This window comes from Variovorax sp. Soil_C_39, from assembly GCF_057656815.1.
Window position 1 is genome coordinate 16070 of the sequence record NZ_JBDGJQ010000015.1, and the last position, 13830, is coordinate 29899.

Genomic DNA, 13830 nt, shown 5'->3' on the forward strand with positions numbered 1-13830 from the left:
GAGCCCCTTCGGGGGCGGGCTGCTAAGTCTCTTCCGGGATGCCGGGCTCGCCGTCGAGAATTTGATACTTGCGCATCTTCTCCCACAGCACCTTGCGGCTGATGCCAAGGTGCTGCGCCGTGTCCTGGCGCTTCCAGTCGTTGGTCTCGAGCGCCGCGATGATGCGGTTGCGCTCGCTGCTGTTCCAGCCCCGGCGCTCGCCGCTGCCGTCGAGCGCCACGCCGTTGCTGCTGCCCGCGCCCATGCCACCGCCGCCGTTCGCGGCCAACATCGCCGGCGTCGGTGTGCCGCGCGTGAGCGCGATCGCGCGCTGGATCAGGTTCTGGTCCCAGCCGCGCAGCTGCCGTGCGATCACGCCCACGCGCTCGGCGAGGTTGCGCAACTGCCGCACATTGCCCGGAAAGTAGATCTCGGCGACTGCATCGCAGAGCCAGTGCGGCGTCTCGCCCAACGTCTCGAGATCGTCGCCGAGCACGTTGCGCAACAGCGCCTTGAAGATCGCGATCTTGTCGATCTCGCCGCGCTCTTCGAGGCTCGGCACATGCAGCTCGATCACCGCGAGGCGATAGAACAGGTCGGCGCGGAATTCACCGCTCGCCACCATCTCGCGCAGGTTGCGGTTGGTGGCGGCCACGAGCCGAAAGTCGACCCGGATCGGTGCGGTCGCGCCCAGCCGCGTCACCGTGTTGTCCTCGAGCACGCGAAGCAGCTTGACCTGCTGGTACTTCGGCAGGTCACCGATCTCGTCGAGGAACAGCGTGCCGCCGGTGGCCTGCTCGAAATAGCCGCGGTGCGCATGCACGGCACCGGTGAACGAGCCCTTGGTGTGGCCGAAGAAGAGCGATTCGAACAGCCCGTCGGGAATCGCGCCGCAGTTCACCGCCACGAACGCGCCCTTGCCGTAGTTCTCGTGCCCCAGGTGCAGCTGCTGCGCGACGCGCTCCTTGCCCACGCCCGTCTCGCCGCGCACCAGCACGCTGTGGTTGCAGTTGGCAAAGGCGTTCACTTCGGCCAGCAGCGACTGCATCGCCTCCGAATGCGCCACCAGCTCGTCGGGCGGCTGCGGTGCCACCTCGCGCGCGCGCAGCTGCCGCACGAGCTTTGCCACCATCGTGCGCAGCTCCGCGCAGGTGAAGTCGTAGGGCAGCACATGCAGGTACTCGGGCGGGTAGGTCCGCGAGTCGCGCTCGCGCGCCGCTGCCGCGACCCAGATCACGGGCATCCCCTGCAGCAACTCGGTCGCATGCGCGAGCCCGCCGTTGTCGATGACCGTCACGCTCAGGATCGCCACGGAGGGCCGCAGCGCGGTGCCGCGGTCCTGTGACGGAGCAGGCATGCCGTCGGCCCGGATCACCTCGACGTCGAAGCTCGCCATGCAGCGCGCGATGCGGTCGAGGATGTCGGCCTTGCCTTCCCAGACAAAGAGGTCGAGTTCGTCGAAGTTGGTGGCTGCGCTCATGTGCAAATGCGTGAATCAATAGACAAGCTCTACACCTCGGTGACAGGAGAGGCGTGCGCCAACCTCGGCCTTGGCGAGGTCGATGCCGAGCAGGTCCAGAAGAAGGTTGACCGCAGGGTCGAGCAGGGGCGCGAGCGCGTCCCTGACGATCGTCTGAAGTGTGTTCAGAAGGCCGCTGACGAGGCTCACCGTGCCGTTGAGCAGAGGCCCGAGTACTCCGCTCGTGGTGCTTGAGTACGCCTCGACGCGTATTCCGCCGAGAGCAGACCCGAGCCCCGCGACGACGGACTGTGCACTAAGGGACTGGAACGACGGATCGGGGGCTATGCCGTCATACGGCGCGGCGTCGATTTCGGGCAGGTTCTCCGGCGCGGGCGCGGCGTAGCCCAGTGCTTGGCCGCTCGAGCTACCGGGCACCGTGGAGTTGACGACAATCCCCAAGCCAGAGAGAAGGTTCTTCTTTGCATTGGCTTCGCCTTCGACGAAGTTGCCGGCAGCATTCTTCCATTTCACCCCCGTGCACAGCACCGACAGCAAACAGAAGCTGGGCCGGGCCACGCGATACCCGACTTCCACTATGCCCACCGGCTCCGCCGCTGCAGGTGCGGACGACGAGAACGCGTTCGTCACCTTGCCCACGTGGAGCTCTGCAACGCTGGTGGACGCCTGGACCTCAAGGGTCTTGTTCTCAATTGCGTCGCAGGTGTGACCCGTGACGAGCGCCGAGCCGTTGCCGGAACTGATGCTCACGTCGATGGGCGTGGCGAGCGCATCGGCGTAGATGACTTTGGTTTCCGTGCACGCGGGTAAAAGCCCGCCGCAGAGGACGGTTCCCACCAGATCGGACACGATGGACCCGAGGTTCAAGGTTGCGACGCTCTCGAGGAACTTGGCGAGTGGCGACAGTGCACCGGTTACGGCTGAAAGCACATTTGACACCGCCGAGCCCAGCCCGCTCAAGTTCACGGAGAGCAGTACGCGGACCTGCGCGGTGCGCACATAGATCCTGTTCGGGTCGTTCACGCCCAGGCTCGAGTCGATCAATAGTGGATTGCCAACTGCCGAGACTTGAGGCGCCTCGATCGCACGAACCTTAGCGGTGATGCCGGCGATGCCTGGCACATTGATCGGGATGTCGGCTGCCAGTGCGTTCTTGCCATTCGCCAGCTGTACGACACCCTGCACGAGGTCGAACAGCTGCAGGTCGGTCTGCAGGCCTGCGGCCTCTGTGCCGCTCGCGATGTTGAGAAGCTCGCCGAGGGTCAGCGCCACGGGCGACACCTCGGCAGCGAGCGCCAGGCGCTGCAGTGCGTCGACTGCCGCCGTTGCGGTGGCACCACCGCGCTCCATCACCGTGATCATGCTTCGCAGCAGCACGCCGGCATCCACACTGGTGTCGAGCACTTGGTCGTACCGTGCGGCGTTGATGCCGAGGTCCAGCTTGAGTTGGTCGAGATAGTCGAGCAGCTTGATGCGGCTGTCGAGAAGGCCCTGCCAGCCGCCGATCGATACGTCAAGAGAGCCGCCGAGCAAGCCGCCGAACAGCGCGTTCAGCAGCGTCGAGCGTTGTGAGTCAACCGCAGCAAGCGTGCTGCGGATGTTCAGCGACGCCATTGGCTGGCGCTTGGCGGCCAGCGCATCGACGCTGATCGCGAATGACTGGCTACCCGGCAGGGCTGGCAGAAGGAGCGCTGCGGGACGCGTGATCGTGACGCGAACCGAATTCAGGAACTGCCCCGCACCGGGCGCGCCGAAGTGAAGTGGCCCAGGACGCGCGGCCGGATCCCAGTGGCCGCACGTGATCTCGGCCGAGGTTACGGACGCGAAGATCGCCGGCATGTTCTGCGCGGCATTTGCGACCGCTGCGGCCGTGGCATTGGCGCAGTTCGCAGGCAGTACCGCCTGGGCGCCCGACAGCGCCGCGAGATCGGCGGTTTTCTGGAGCTCGCGCTTCATGTAGAACATGTACCCTAGCTGGGTGCCAACCAGCACGATAACTATGAGGCTCAGCGCGATCGTCGCGTTGATGACCACTGATCCGCCCTGTCGCCGGGCTGCGCTCCGATGGATTGAATTCATCGTCGCCTCCTAAGAAGAAGATCTGGCTACCGTCGCCTTGCCGAGCAAGCGGTCGGGCATCCAGCTCGAGGTGAGGGGAAGCGGCGGCAACAGCGGATTGGCGCGATACGGATAGCTCACCTTCACAGCGATATGCGCCGCTGACACGGTGACCTCTGGAGGAGTTCCAGCCATTTGTTGGCGAAGCCAGTCCTCCTTCGACGAAGAACTGCTTCCAATGGACGCAGGCGTGATCATCGAGAGCGCCAGTGAGCGATAGATCGCTGTGCGGACGTTCGTTTGCAGATCTGCGGTCGCCATGCTTCCGGGCAACATCTGAGAAGCTCGCGCGCCATCTTCTGCTGCCCGGGAGACCACCTGCTGGACATAGAGCACGCCGGAGAAAGTCACGAGACCATAGATGCCCAGAAACAGAACGCCGAATACCAGCGCAAACTCGATGGCAGCCACGCCGCGCTGTTGACGCGAGGTCGTTCGGGTCATGGCCGCGCGGGTGGTTTTCACAGCGATGCCCCATCGAGCAACATGCTGGCCCTGCCCGCGATCTGGTCGGGCACGGCAAAGCTCGGAAAAGCCGGAAAGATCCCATCGATTCCGCTGACGGTCACAGTCACGACCATTTGGCAGCGGGCGTTCCACGCGGGGCCGCAGGGCGGCGCCGTTTGCGAGCAGGTGCTTTCTTCCGCCATGCAAATCACTGCTTCCACAGCGCGATTCGCTTTCAACCCCGCAGGCAGCCATTCGGTGCGCTGCTTCGCGATCGTGTCGGCTTCAGTTTGCCGCGCAGCCAAGGTGATCTGGTACCGCAGGCCGGCCCTTGCCCCGTCTTCGGCCGCGTTCTGCAAACTCAAGCGCATCGTCAACAGGAAGCCGTAGCAGATCACCGCGTAGAGCAGCGCAAAGATCATCAGGAACACAAAGGCAAACTCGATCGCGTACACGCCGCGCTCGGCGCGTCCCGGCTTCGCATGTCGGCGTATTTCCATCGTGGTTCCTTTGCGTGGCGAAGGTAGACGAGCGTTCAGCGAGTCCCGGAAGCGCCACCGCCCCCGGACTTCGTCACCGTCGACCCGAGTTGATCGGGAATCGGATGCTCGAAGCTCTTGAGATAGCGGTCATAGCTGCGGCTTGCGACGCTCCCGCTGATCGAGCGATGCGTGCTGGAAGCGATCTCTCCACTGCGTTGCCATGCCAGCAAGCCTTGCGTCGCATCGCCCGTCCGCAGGGGTGGCGGGTCGAATTCCTCGAACTCGTCTTCGGGTTCGGCCATCGCTTCCGCTGGCTGCAATGCTGCCTGATGCTGTGCCGGTGAACTGGCGAGCGTGGCTTCACCCGCAACTGCGGCGCCGCCCGAAGTCGGCGCAATTGGCATGACGACAGCCTTTGCGCCCGCGTCACTCGCTTTGGCATCGCTCGCCTGCGCCATGGCGGTGGTCACTCCGAGGAGCAAGAGCGCAGCAGCCAGGGCAGCGCGGGTGTGCACCGTGACGCTTCGTTCGGCGGATGTGTAGTTCATGGTGTGCCTCGTGGATTCGGATTCGTTGAGAGCGGCGCATCGGCGCTCGGCGCTGAAGGATTCGTCTGGCTCGCAGTCCGCATGCCGGCTGCGTCCGACCAGCCCGATGGCCGCAGCGCGAGAGGCACCACTGCGGCTACGTGCCGAGCAGATGCCGGCGCTGCCGTCGCGGCGGCGATGGGAGCAACACCAGGCACGGCGGACTTTCCGGGGCCACGCATCTGCAATGCCGCATCTCGCACGGCCGAGCGTGTTGCTTCGGACATGCGATGCGCATCCATCAGCGCCGTCGCCTGATCGCGTTGACCGGTCACTTCCAGGTAGAGCGCGAGATTGGCCTGCGCTTGCGTGCTGTCCGGGCGCAGCTGCAAGGCTTGCATCAAGGGCAGCCGAGCCTGTTCGATCTCGCCGGCACGCAAGTGCGCATAGCCAAGGTCGCTGAGCAGCAATGCGTCCGTCGGCGTGCGGCGCTGCGCCTGCGCAAGCAGTTGCACGGCCTCGGTGTAGTCGCCGCGTGTGCCGGCCAGCAGCCCCAGGCCGCGGTAGCCCGCGCTCTCGAGCGGGGTGCCCATCAGGCGCTTGTAGGCGGCTTCGGCCGGGGCTGCCTGTCCTGTCCGGCGCAGTGCTTCAGCACGCACACGCGTGGATTCGGGCGACACGCCCCAGCGTTGTTCGAGTGCATCGATGTGCGCGAGCGATGCAAACCAAAGGTCTTCCCTTTGCATCTGCTCGACAAGCTTCAGATAGGTCGCTTGCGTGTCCACGGACGCGCCGGCCTTTGTCTCCGCAGCGGCTTCGGCGGCCATGCGCTGTTGCGCATCGGCGCTGGCGGCGTACTGGTCCTTCATGCCGGCGCAGCCGGTGACGGCCAGGACTGCAGCAACTGCTGCAGCAGCGATGAGAGCCGGCGTGCGGCGAGCCGCACGCGGGACAACGCAAGGGTCGAATGGTTTCATTTGGCGGCGGCCCCCAGTGAGCGGAAGATCGCGAGGAAGGCGGGGCCTGCCGTGACGATGACGAGCGCCGGCAGCAGCGTGCTAACCATCACGGCGGTCATCTTTACCGTGATCTTTCCGATCTTTTCCTTCATTTCGGAACGCCGGTGTTCGCGCAGCCGGTCGCTGAAGATGCGCAAGGGCTCCTGAACGGCGCCGCCGTGCTTGTCGACCTGCACCAGCAGGGAGACGAGCCCGCGCAGGTTTTCGTTCTTGTGCAAGGTTGCCAGGCGCTGCAACGAATGCTCGCGGCTGCGCCCGCGGCTGTACTGGTTGTTGGCGAAGGTCAGTTCGTAGCCGAGCACGCGCAGCACATGCGAAAAGTCGCTGGCCATGATCTGCAGGCTCTGGTCGAGGCTCAGCCCCACGCCTTGGAGGAGGCGCAGTAGATCGATGAAGAGCGGAAGCTCCTGGTTCACTCGGTCGCGCCGTTTGGCTGCAAAGCGCACGAGCGTCCATTTCGGTGCCATGAAGCCGACGACGAACGCAACGGCCAGCACGATGACGACAGTGCGCTGCGGATGGCCTGCGCTCCAGAGCACATAGGCGAGAAAAGGGAAAAGGAACGCGAGAGCGATGCGAGTCACCAGAAAGACCAGTTGCGCTCGCTTCGACGAAAAGCCGCACTGGTCGATGAGGTTGCGGTCTTCGTTCGCCACGAACGCCCGGCCGATGCGTGAATCGAGCCAGTGGAATGGCAATTCGATGTCCGACTTGCCCAGGCCATCCGCGTCCTGAGTGGAATCGGAAGCCTTTGGGGGGAGCGGAACCGTCGCGCCCTGCTGGATCGCGCGGTCGATGACCTTGCCGCTGCGCGAGCGTCGCAGCTCGGCCGCGATCAGGGCCCCGGCACCGGCGAGCAAGCCCAATGTCAGCAATGCCAGGCTGACGATCACCAGTTGATTGGGCGTGAAGGTCATGTCAGTTTTGCCAACCGATAGAGAAGCGCCGCGCCGAACAGCTGGAAGCCGCCAGCGGAGAGCACCATGATGCGACCCGTGTCATCGTTCCACATGCCAAAGAAATAGCCTGGATTGGTCAGGATGAAAAACACGCCCACGCTCACGGGCAGCAATCCGAGGATCCATGCGGAAAGCCGCGTCTCGGACGACATGGCAAGCAACTCGTGCTCGGCCTGCTCGCGGTCACGCATGAAGTTGCCGACGCGTTCCAGCAGCAGGTCCGAGCGGCCGCCATAGCGCACGCCCAGGCCAAGGATGGAAGCGAGCAAGAACATTTCCTCGATGCGGACATTGCTCGCCGTCTGGTGCAAGGCCCGGTCCAGATCCATGCCGGCGCGAACCAGAGACGCCGAGCGCTCAAGCTGCCCGCGAAGTGGCGCGTCCGTCGTGGCGATCGCCAACTGAAACGCTGCCTGTGTGGAGTTGCCGATGGTGATCAGGCGCACCATCGCGTCGATGTAGCCGGGCAGCTGGCTGACCAGCTTGCGGCGGAATTTCTGCAGCCGAAGCCAGATCGCAAAGACCGCAAGAAGCGTCAAAAAGGCGAGCGCGCTCAAGGCCGTGAACCAGCCGCCGAAAAGACCGGCCACCGAGGCCAATGCGACGATCGCGCCTGCTCCCAGCGCGGTCGTGCGCACGTCGATCACGCCGACCAGCCATCCGGGAAGCGCCTTTTCGAACAGACCTGCCGATGCGCCAGCCGAGGCACTTGCTTCCGTCTCGAGCCACGGGTCCGTGGTCACGCTCGTCAGGAGGCCATCGCTGGACAAGGGCATCGGCATTGGCACCGGCACCGCATCGGCCGTGCTCGCCAGGATCTGCTGGTTCAAATGCCGCCCCGCCGCTTGGCGTGCCTGGCGCCCTTTTGCCCATTGCCACAGCAGCAGCCCCGCGGCTGCAAGCAGCAGCGCAATGCAGGCCACCGTGAGCAGGACTTCACGCACGGTTGTCTCCCTGCTGCTGCTGCGCGCGCGTCAGCGACTGGCGGAAGCGCGTGATCTTGGGCGAGTGCGGCGCGATGCCGAGCGACACCCAACGATCGCGCTCCTCGCCGTCGGGCGACGCGATGGGTTCGTAGCGATAGAGCTCCTGCATCGCGACCACGTTGTCGTTGACGCCCGTGACTTCGCTCAGCGAGAGGATGCGACGCTGGCCGCTCGACAGGCGCCCGATCTGCACGATGAAATCGATGGCATTGGCGATCTGCCGGCGCAGGCTCACTTCGCTGCCCTGGTAGCCGGCAAAGCCCGCGAGCATTTCAAGGCGGTAGAGGCATTCGCGTGGAGAACTGGCGTGGATGGTCCCCATCGACCCTTCGTGGCCCGTGTTCATCGCCTGCATCATCTCGATGACTTCGGCACCGCGCACCTCGCCCACGATGATCCGGTCGGGCCGCATGCGCAGGCTGTTGCGCAGCAGGTCGCGGATCGACACCACGCCGGTGCCGTCGAACCCGCCTGGCCGGCTTTCGAGTCGAACGACGTGGCTGGTGCCGAGCGACAACTCTGCCGTGTCTTCGATGGTGATGACGCGCTCGCGCGCAGGAATAAAGGTCGCCAGCGCATTGAGCAGCGAGGTCTTGCCCGAGCTGGTGCCGCCGCTCACGAGGATGTTGCAGCGCGCCCGCACGGCAATCTCCAGCAACTGCGCCATGCCTGCGTCGAAGGTGCCGAGCTTCACCAGGTCGGCCGGCGTGAGCGGCTCCTTGCGGAACTTGCGGATCGAGACCGACAGGCCGTCGATCGCCAGCGGCTCGATGATGACGTTGATGCGCCCGCCGTCCGGCAGGCGCGCATCCACCATCGGATTGGATTCATCCAGCCGACGCCCGAGCGGCGCGAGGATGCGGCGCACGATGCGCATCACGTGCTCCGAATCGGCGAAGCGCACCGTCTCGCGCTCCAGCATGCCATGGCGCGAAACGTAGACGTTCTGGTAGCCGTTGATCAGGATGTCTTCGACCGCCGGATCGTTGAGCAGGTCTTCCAGCGGGCCGAAGCCCGCGAGCTCCTTGGTCAACGCATCGGAGATGAGCTGCATCTCGCGGTCGTTGATCGGCACGCGGCGCAGCCGCACGAAGCTGTCGACCTCCAGTTCGACGAACTGCTGGATCGACGCGCGCGACCAGCGGCCGAATTCCGCACCGAGCTCCTCGATGCGGCTCAGCAGGTGGTCATGCGTCCAGCTTTTGATGTCCTGGAACTGCTGGGAGTTGATGAACGCCTGGTCGTCGTCGGCGAATTCGAGATCGGTGGACATAGAGGCGGTTCAACCTTCAGTAGAGCTTTTTCGGAAGCCGACGATTTGCGCCATGCGGGCCCTCCAGCGGGATTCAGTGGACGATGCCTGGCCTGCGTCGGCCCCATGGGCCTGGTTCAGGCCGCGTGCGAGGGCGGCAATGCCCTGCGAATAGGGGTCACTGCGTGCAGTGCGCACCAGCATCTCGCCACGGCTCGCTGCCGCCAGCAACGGCGTGCTGCGCATCGGCAACACGTGGTGCAGCGTCAACTCGAGCCGCTCGGCAATGTCCTTGGCCGGCAGCCCGACATGGCTGTCGAATTTGTTGACCACGAGCTGCAGCCGATCGGTCTCGACGCCGCGTGTGCGCAGTTCCTTAAGCATGTTGGCGGTGGAGACGATCGCGCCGATGCTCTGGTCGCACACCACCCAGCTGCGCTGGGCCGCCTTCACGGTCTGGGCGACGAAGTCGAGGGTTGTGAAACCGCCGAGGTCGGCGATCTGGAAGTCGTAGAACTCGCCCAGGCGCTTGATGAGCGCCACCGAATCGGCGTGGGAGATCTCGCGCACCTGCGCAAGGCTCACAGGCAGGGGCAGCACGGCCAGGCCGCTCGTGTGATGCGCAAGGGCGGTGTGCAGCAGCGTCTGGTCGAGGCGCCGCAGGTTGCGAACGCCGTCAACAAAGCTGAAGCCGCTTTGCGTGTCGAGATAGAGAAGACCGTCGCGCGCCGGCAGCCCGAGGTCGAGCAAAGCCACGCCGCGGCGCGTGTTGCGTCCGGGGACCGCCGCCGCTGCTTGAGACAGCTGGTCATTGAGCATCAGCGACAGGCTGGTCGCGAGCGTGGTCACGCCGATGCCGGAGCGGGCGCCGAGCAATGCGAGCGTGCTTCCGCGTGGGCGGTTCGGCGAGCTGGTCTGGCGGTCGAGCAGCTTGCGCAACGTGCTGATGGTGTCGCTGGGCGGCGCGCTCATGTCGACGAAATCGTCCACGCCGGCGCGCAGCGCCGCAAGCATGGACGCGGGCTCGGCCGAAGCCCCTGTCGCAAGCACCGGCAATGTCGGCCATTCGCGCTTGAGGCGTTGGTGGAGTTCGCTGGCCGCAGCAGCGTGCTCGCCCGCGAAATCGAGGAACACCGCCGCAGGGCTGAGCATGGCGATGCGCTCGTCCATCGCCTTGGCGTCGGGCGGAAGGGTCACCACCGCGCCCACCCGGCCGAGCGCGTCGGTCAACCAGGTGACATGGCTGCTGTTCGGCGATGCAAAGAGATAGGTCTCCGCACCGATTTCGGGAAGGCTGTCGCGTGGGGCGTTCATCGCATCGGCCACTGGATTGGTGAACTGGTTGTCGTCAACGCGAAAAGCCCGGGACCGTGGTGCCGGATGCCGGGCCCAACAGATGCGAACGCCAGACCGGGCCGTCGCGCTGCTCTGCGCCACCGGGAAGGTACGGGCCCAGGTCGGTGCCACGCGCAATGGGTTTCACCAGGTGCGGCGTGACGAGGATCACCAGCTCCTTCTCGCTCATCTGGTATTTGTTCTGCTTGAAGAAGGTCCCGAGCACGGGGATGTCGCCGAGCAGCGGAACCTTGTCTGCGTTCGAGGTCGTGGTGCGGCTCACGAGGCCGCCGATGATGAAGCTCTCACCGTCGCCGAGTTCCACCGTGGTGTCGGCGCGGCGTGTGCTGATCGCGGGCACGGCGACGCCACCGATGCTGAGCGAATTGGTGTAGTCCAGGTCGCTGGCTTCGGGCGCCACCTTGAGCACGATGCGGTCGTTCGACAGCACGGTCGGCGTGACAGTGAGGCCGATGCCGAACGGTTTGTACTCGATGCTCGTCGTGCCCAGGCCCTGCGGTGCGGGAACAGGGAGCTCGCCGCCGGCCAGAAAGCTCGCGCTCTGGCCCGACAGCGCCACCAGCGTCGGTTCGGCCAGCACGCGTGCCATGCCGTTGCCTTCGAGGAAGCCAACGTTCAGGCCGAGGCCCGCCTTGCCGAAATTGAACAACAGGCTGAAGGCCTGCGCGAGCGGGTTGTTGGCTTCGCTGCCGATCGAGCCGTCGGAGGCGAAAGTGGTGGAGCGCAGCGACGACGGCGTGAACACGCCGAAGCTGAAGCCGTTGGAATTGGCGCGGGTGCTGAAGATGTTGAGGCCGGCCTGCTTGAGCACGCTCCGGTTGAATTCGACGATCTTCACCTCGACCTGCACGCTGCTTCCTCGCACGTTGACGACGGAGCGGTCGATCAGCGTGGACTTGTCGCCGCTGGCGGCCAGGGCTGCAGTGCGCGCATCCTGGTGCGCTTCCATGCTGTCGAGCGAACCCTTGAGCGTGGCGCTGCGGCGGCGGACTTCGAGCGCGTACACCGTGGCGGCGGACTGGCCTTTTTCCCAGACCATGAGCGTGGTGCGCCCCGCGGCCTTGCCTGTGACGATCAGGCGCGCCGCCGGCGAGTTGGGCGATTGGCGTGTGAGCGAAACGCTTGCGACCGTTTCGTCTGCGAGGGCCATGCGCTCGATGCCCCTGCCGATCAGCAGCTCCTTTTGCGTGCCCGCGTCGATGCGCAGCGTGAGCGCGGCGCGCGCGGACGTTGCCTCCGCGGCGTCGGCAGCAGTGGATGCCACCGGCCAGACGCCCGGCGCCAGCAAGCTCAGCACCGCGAGTGTGGGGCGCAGGGCACGTGCCGGGCCGGCTGTTTTCGCGCAAGGGGCGATCGTCATGGTGTTCTTTTTTTCCTGCGTGATCAGTAGTTGATGGTTTCGCTGCGATCGCCGCGAATGACTTCGACCTTGAGCCCGCCGCGTGCATCGCCGGTGCGTGGCGCCGCAGTACGCGCGGCAGCCATGGCGGGCGCGCGCGAGGCGATGCTGCCCGGCTTGCCGCCGCTCACGAAATCTACCGTGGTGACGCCGGCCTGCGCGCGGTCCAGTCCCTCGAGCGGGGCGCGGCGCGGTTCGCCGGGCTTGGGCGCGGGCGGTTGCAGGGCAGGCGGCAATTCGGCCAGGAGCTTCGGATCGGGCTCCGCCATGTCGGTGGGATGACGCAGCGCCAGCATCAAACGGCCGCTGTTCTCGGCCAGCGTGAGCCGATTGATGTCGTCCACGGGAACCGCGAGCACCGCCGTGCGGGCTTGTTCGGCGCGCTGGGCCTGCTGTTGCGCGGTGCCGTTCTTGTCCACCTTGGTGGGCAGGCCGTCGACCGAGGCGCTGCCGTAGGCGAGCACGCGCTTGCGCGAGAGGAGCAGTCGGGCCTGACTGCGATCGATGTCCTTGCTGTCCGACTTGAGCATCACGAAGACGTCGACGAAATCGCCGGGCTGCACCTTGTTGCCCACGCCCATGATCTCGTCGGCCTTGATGGCGACCGCGCGCTCGCCTTCGGCGACGCGCAGTGCCAGGCCGGACACCAGCTGGCCTTCGAGCAGCGGCGAGCCTTCGCTCAGGTCGATGACGGGCACGCGTCCTGCGACGGGCGAAGTGTCCTGGAAGGCGCCCATCGGATTGATCGTCAGGCGTTCGACGCGCAGCGCATCGGCCGGGATCGCCTGGCCCGCGGGCAAGGGCTTGGCCGCCACGACAATGGGGAAGGTCTGTGCCTGGGCCGCTTTGCCGGGAGCCGCGGCAGAAGAAGAGGAGGGTGCGACAGCGACCGGTGGCGGGGGCTGGCGGCTGAGCATCCATGCATAGCCGCCGAGCGCGAGGGCCAGGAGCACGAGGAGGGCGGCGATGACTTTGGTGAGATTGATCATGGGCGGCGTGTCAGGGAAGGGCAATTCGAGCGCTGTCGATGAACAGCTCGGGTGGCAGAGCGATCAGCTCTGTCGGCCCCAAACCATCCACACCGCGGCGGCCAATGCGAGATAGGCCGCATAGGGAATAAAGCGGGTCCGCGTCGGCGACGGATTGCCATTTGCCGACAACGGTTGTCCGAAAAGCATGAGCGAAAGCCTCGGCGCCACGGGCCAGCGCTGGAGTGCCAGCCAGAGCGCGGCATGCAGGCCGGCAAGCACGCTGCCGATGGCCCAGACCGGGAGCAGGGACGTATGACCGATCCATAGCCCGAGTGCGCCAGCGAACTTCACGTCGCCGGCGCCCATGAGACCCAGGGCGTAGAACAGCAACAGAAATCCGAACCCCAGGCCGGCGCCGAGCAGGGCGGAAGACCAGCCGTGCGCGATGGGAGCGGTCCCGAGGGCCAGCGTCGCGAGCGCCAAAGTGGCGCCTGCGAGCACGAGCCAATTGGGAACACGTCGTTGCCTGAAGTCATAGACGGCGATCGCGAGCAACCACATCAAATAGGCTGATGTCATTGCTTGCGATATCACCTTACGCTGCAGCAGTTGCCAGATTGCTTCTGATTGATTCCCAGATGGTTTCCAGGCTCGCGGCGATGCCGGTAGGGCTGGTGATGGCAATAATCATCACCACCGAAATCAACCCCGCAATAATTCCATATTCAATTGCAGTAGCGCCTTCTTCGTCGCGCAGGAACCGAGTGATAGAGCGAAGCATGATTTTTACCCTTTGAAAAATGTTAACGAACGGCTGGGAGGCTTGATGTTATACGGCGTAACTCTGTGTATCAA

14 protein-coding genes are annotated in these 13830 nt (G+C 65.3%); all 14 read right to left on the reverse strand.

Annotated features, from left to right (window positions below; translation table 11 throughout):
• Positions 1-22 precede the first annotated feature (22 nt).
• Positions 23-1459: a sigma 54-interacting transcriptional regulator gene (locus AC3A6J_RS25310; RefSeq protein ID WP_487862760.1), complete on the reverse strand. Its 1437-nt coding sequence runs from the start codon at positions 1457-1459 to the stop codon at positions 23-25.
• Positions 1460-1474: 15 nt separating this feature from the next.
• A complete protein-coding gene (locus tag AC3A6J_RS25315; protein WP_487862761.1) occupies positions 1475-3538 on the reverse strand; it encodes a TadG family pilus assembly protein in 2064 nt (687 codons plus the stop codon).
• A gap of 9 nt (positions 3539-3547) precedes the next feature.
• The gene (locus AC3A6J_RS25320) at positions 3548-4021 is read right to left on the reverse strand and encodes a TadE family protein (RefSeq protein WP_487862762.1); all 474 of its coding nucleotides are present in this window, start codon (positions 4019-4021) and stop codon (positions 3548-3550) included.
• A gap of 17 nt (positions 4022-4038) precedes the next feature.
• Positions 4039-4524, reverse strand: coding sequence for a TadE/TadG family type IV pilus assembly protein (locus AC3A6J_RS25325; protein WP_487862763.1), 486 nt, complete (start codon positions 4522-4524; stop codon positions 4039-4041).
• Between the two features lie 35 nt (positions 4525-4559).
• Positions 4560-5054, reverse strand: a complete 495-nt coding sequence (locus AC3A6J_RS25330) for a DUF3613 domain-containing protein (RefSeq protein WP_487862764.1) — start codon at positions 5052-5054, stop codon at positions 4560-4562.
• Positions 5051-6010 carry a tetratricopeptide repeat protein gene (locus AC3A6J_RS25335; RefSeq protein WP_487862765.1) on the reverse strand — a complete coding sequence of 320 codons (960 nt, stop codon included), beginning with the start codon at positions 6008-6010 and terminating at the stop codon, positions 5051-5053. Before AC3A6J_RS25335 ends, AC3A6J_RS25330 begins: the two co-directional genes overlap by 4 nt.
• The gene (locus AC3A6J_RS25340) at positions 6007-6969 is read right to left on the reverse strand and encodes a type II secretion system F family protein (RefSeq protein ID WP_487862766.1); all 963 of its coding nucleotides are present in this window, start codon (positions 6967-6969) and stop codon (positions 6007-6009) included. Before AC3A6J_RS25340 ends, AC3A6J_RS25335 begins: the two co-directional genes overlap by 4 nt.
• On the reverse strand, positions 6966-7955 hold the full coding sequence (locus AC3A6J_RS25345; protein ID WP_487862767.1) for a type II secretion system F family protein: 990 nt from the start codon (positions 7953-7955) through the stop codon (positions 6966-6968). Before AC3A6J_RS25345 ends, AC3A6J_RS25340 begins: the two co-directional genes overlap by 4 nt.
• Positions 7948-9270, reverse strand: a complete 1323-nt coding sequence (locus AC3A6J_RS25350) for a TadA family conjugal transfer-associated ATPase (protein WP_487862768.1) — start codon at positions 9268-9270, stop codon at positions 7948-7950. Before AC3A6J_RS25350 ends, AC3A6J_RS25345 begins: the two co-directional genes overlap by 8 nt.
• Before the next feature lie 9 nt (positions 9271-9279).
• Positions 9280-10563, reverse strand: a complete 1284-nt coding sequence (locus AC3A6J_RS25355) for a CpaE/TadZ family protein (protein WP_487862769.1) — start codon at positions 10561-10563, stop codon at positions 9280-9282.
• 34 nt (positions 10564-10597) lie between these two features.
• A complete protein-coding gene (locus AC3A6J_RS25360) occupies positions 10598-11965 on the reverse strand; it encodes a type II and III secretion system protein family protein (protein ID WP_487862770.1) in 1368 nt (455 codons plus the stop codon).
• 23 nt (positions 11966-11988) lie between these two features.
• Positions 11989-12993 (reverse strand): Flp pilus assembly protein CpaB, encoded by a 1005-nt coding sequence (cpaB, locus tag AC3A6J_RS25365; RefSeq protein ID WP_487862771.1) that lies wholly within the window; start codon positions 12991-12993, stop codon positions 11989-11991.
• A gap of 63 nt (positions 12994-13056) precedes the next feature.
• The gene (locus tag AC3A6J_RS25370; protein ID WP_487862772.1) at positions 13057-13554 is read right to left on the reverse strand and encodes an A24 family peptidase; all 498 of its coding nucleotides are present in this window, start codon (positions 13552-13554) and stop codon (positions 13057-13059) included.
• A gap of 16 nt (positions 13555-13570) precedes the next feature.
• A complete protein-coding gene (locus AC3A6J_RS25375) occupies positions 13571-13756 on the reverse strand; it encodes a Flp family type IVb pilin (RefSeq protein WP_487862773.1) in 186 nt (61 codons plus the stop codon).
• Between the last annotated feature and the right edge of the window lie 74 nt (positions 13757-13830).

Excerpts from the sequence above, each read along its gene's own strand:
- AC3A6J_RS25310 (WP_487862760.1), bottom strand. The coding sequence starts at position 1,459 with ATGAGCGCAGCCACCAACTTCGACGAACTCGACCTCTTTGTCTGGGAA.
- AC3A6J_RS25315 (WP_487862761.1), bottom strand. The coding sequence starts at position 3,538 with ATGAATTCAATCCATCGGAGCGCAGCCCGGCGACAGGGCGGATCAGTG.
- AC3A6J_RS25320 (WP_487862762.1), bottom strand. The coding sequence starts at position 4,021 with ATGACCCGAACGACCTCGCGTCAACAGCGCGGCGTGGCTGCCATCGAG.
- AC3A6J_RS25325 (WP_487862763.1), bottom strand. The coding sequence starts at position 4,524 with ATGGAAATACGCCGACATGCGAAGCCGGGACGCGCCGAGCGCGGCGTG.
- AC3A6J_RS25330 (WP_487862764.1), bottom strand. The coding sequence starts at position 5,054 with ATGAACTACACATCCGCCGAACGAAGCGTCACGGTGCACACCCGCGCT.
- AC3A6J_RS25335 (WP_487862765.1), bottom strand. The coding sequence starts at position 6,010 with ATGAAACCATTCGACCCTTGCGTTGTCCCGCGTGCGGCTCGCCGCACG.
- AC3A6J_RS25340 (WP_487862766.1), bottom strand. The coding sequence starts at position 6,969 with ATGACCTTCACGCCCAATCAACTGGTGATCGTCAGCCTGGCATTGCTG.
- AC3A6J_RS25350 (WP_487862768.1), bottom strand. The coding sequence starts at position 9,270 with ATGTCCACCGATCTCGAATTCGCCGACGACGACCAGGCGTTCATCAAC.
- AC3A6J_RS25355 (WP_487862769.1), bottom strand. The coding sequence starts at position 10,563 with ATGAACGCCCCACGCGACAGCCTTCCCGAAATCGGTGCGGAGACCTAT.
- AC3A6J_RS25360 (WP_487862770.1), bottom strand. The coding sequence starts at position 11,965 with ATGACGATCGCCCCTTGCGCGAAAACAGCCGGCCCGGCACGTGCCCTG.
- cpaB (WP_487862771.1), bottom strand. The coding sequence starts at position 12,993 with ATGATCAATCTCACCAAAGTCATCGCCGCCCTCCTCGTGCTCCTGGCC.
- AC3A6J_RS25370 (WP_487862772.1), bottom strand. The coding sequence starts at position 13,554 with ATGACATCAGCCTATTTGATGTGGTTGCTCGCGATCGCCGTCTATGAC.
- AC3A6J_RS25375 (WP_487862773.1), bottom strand. The coding sequence starts at position 13,756 with ATGCTTCGCTCTATCACTCGGTTCCTGCGCGACGAAGAAGGCGCTACT.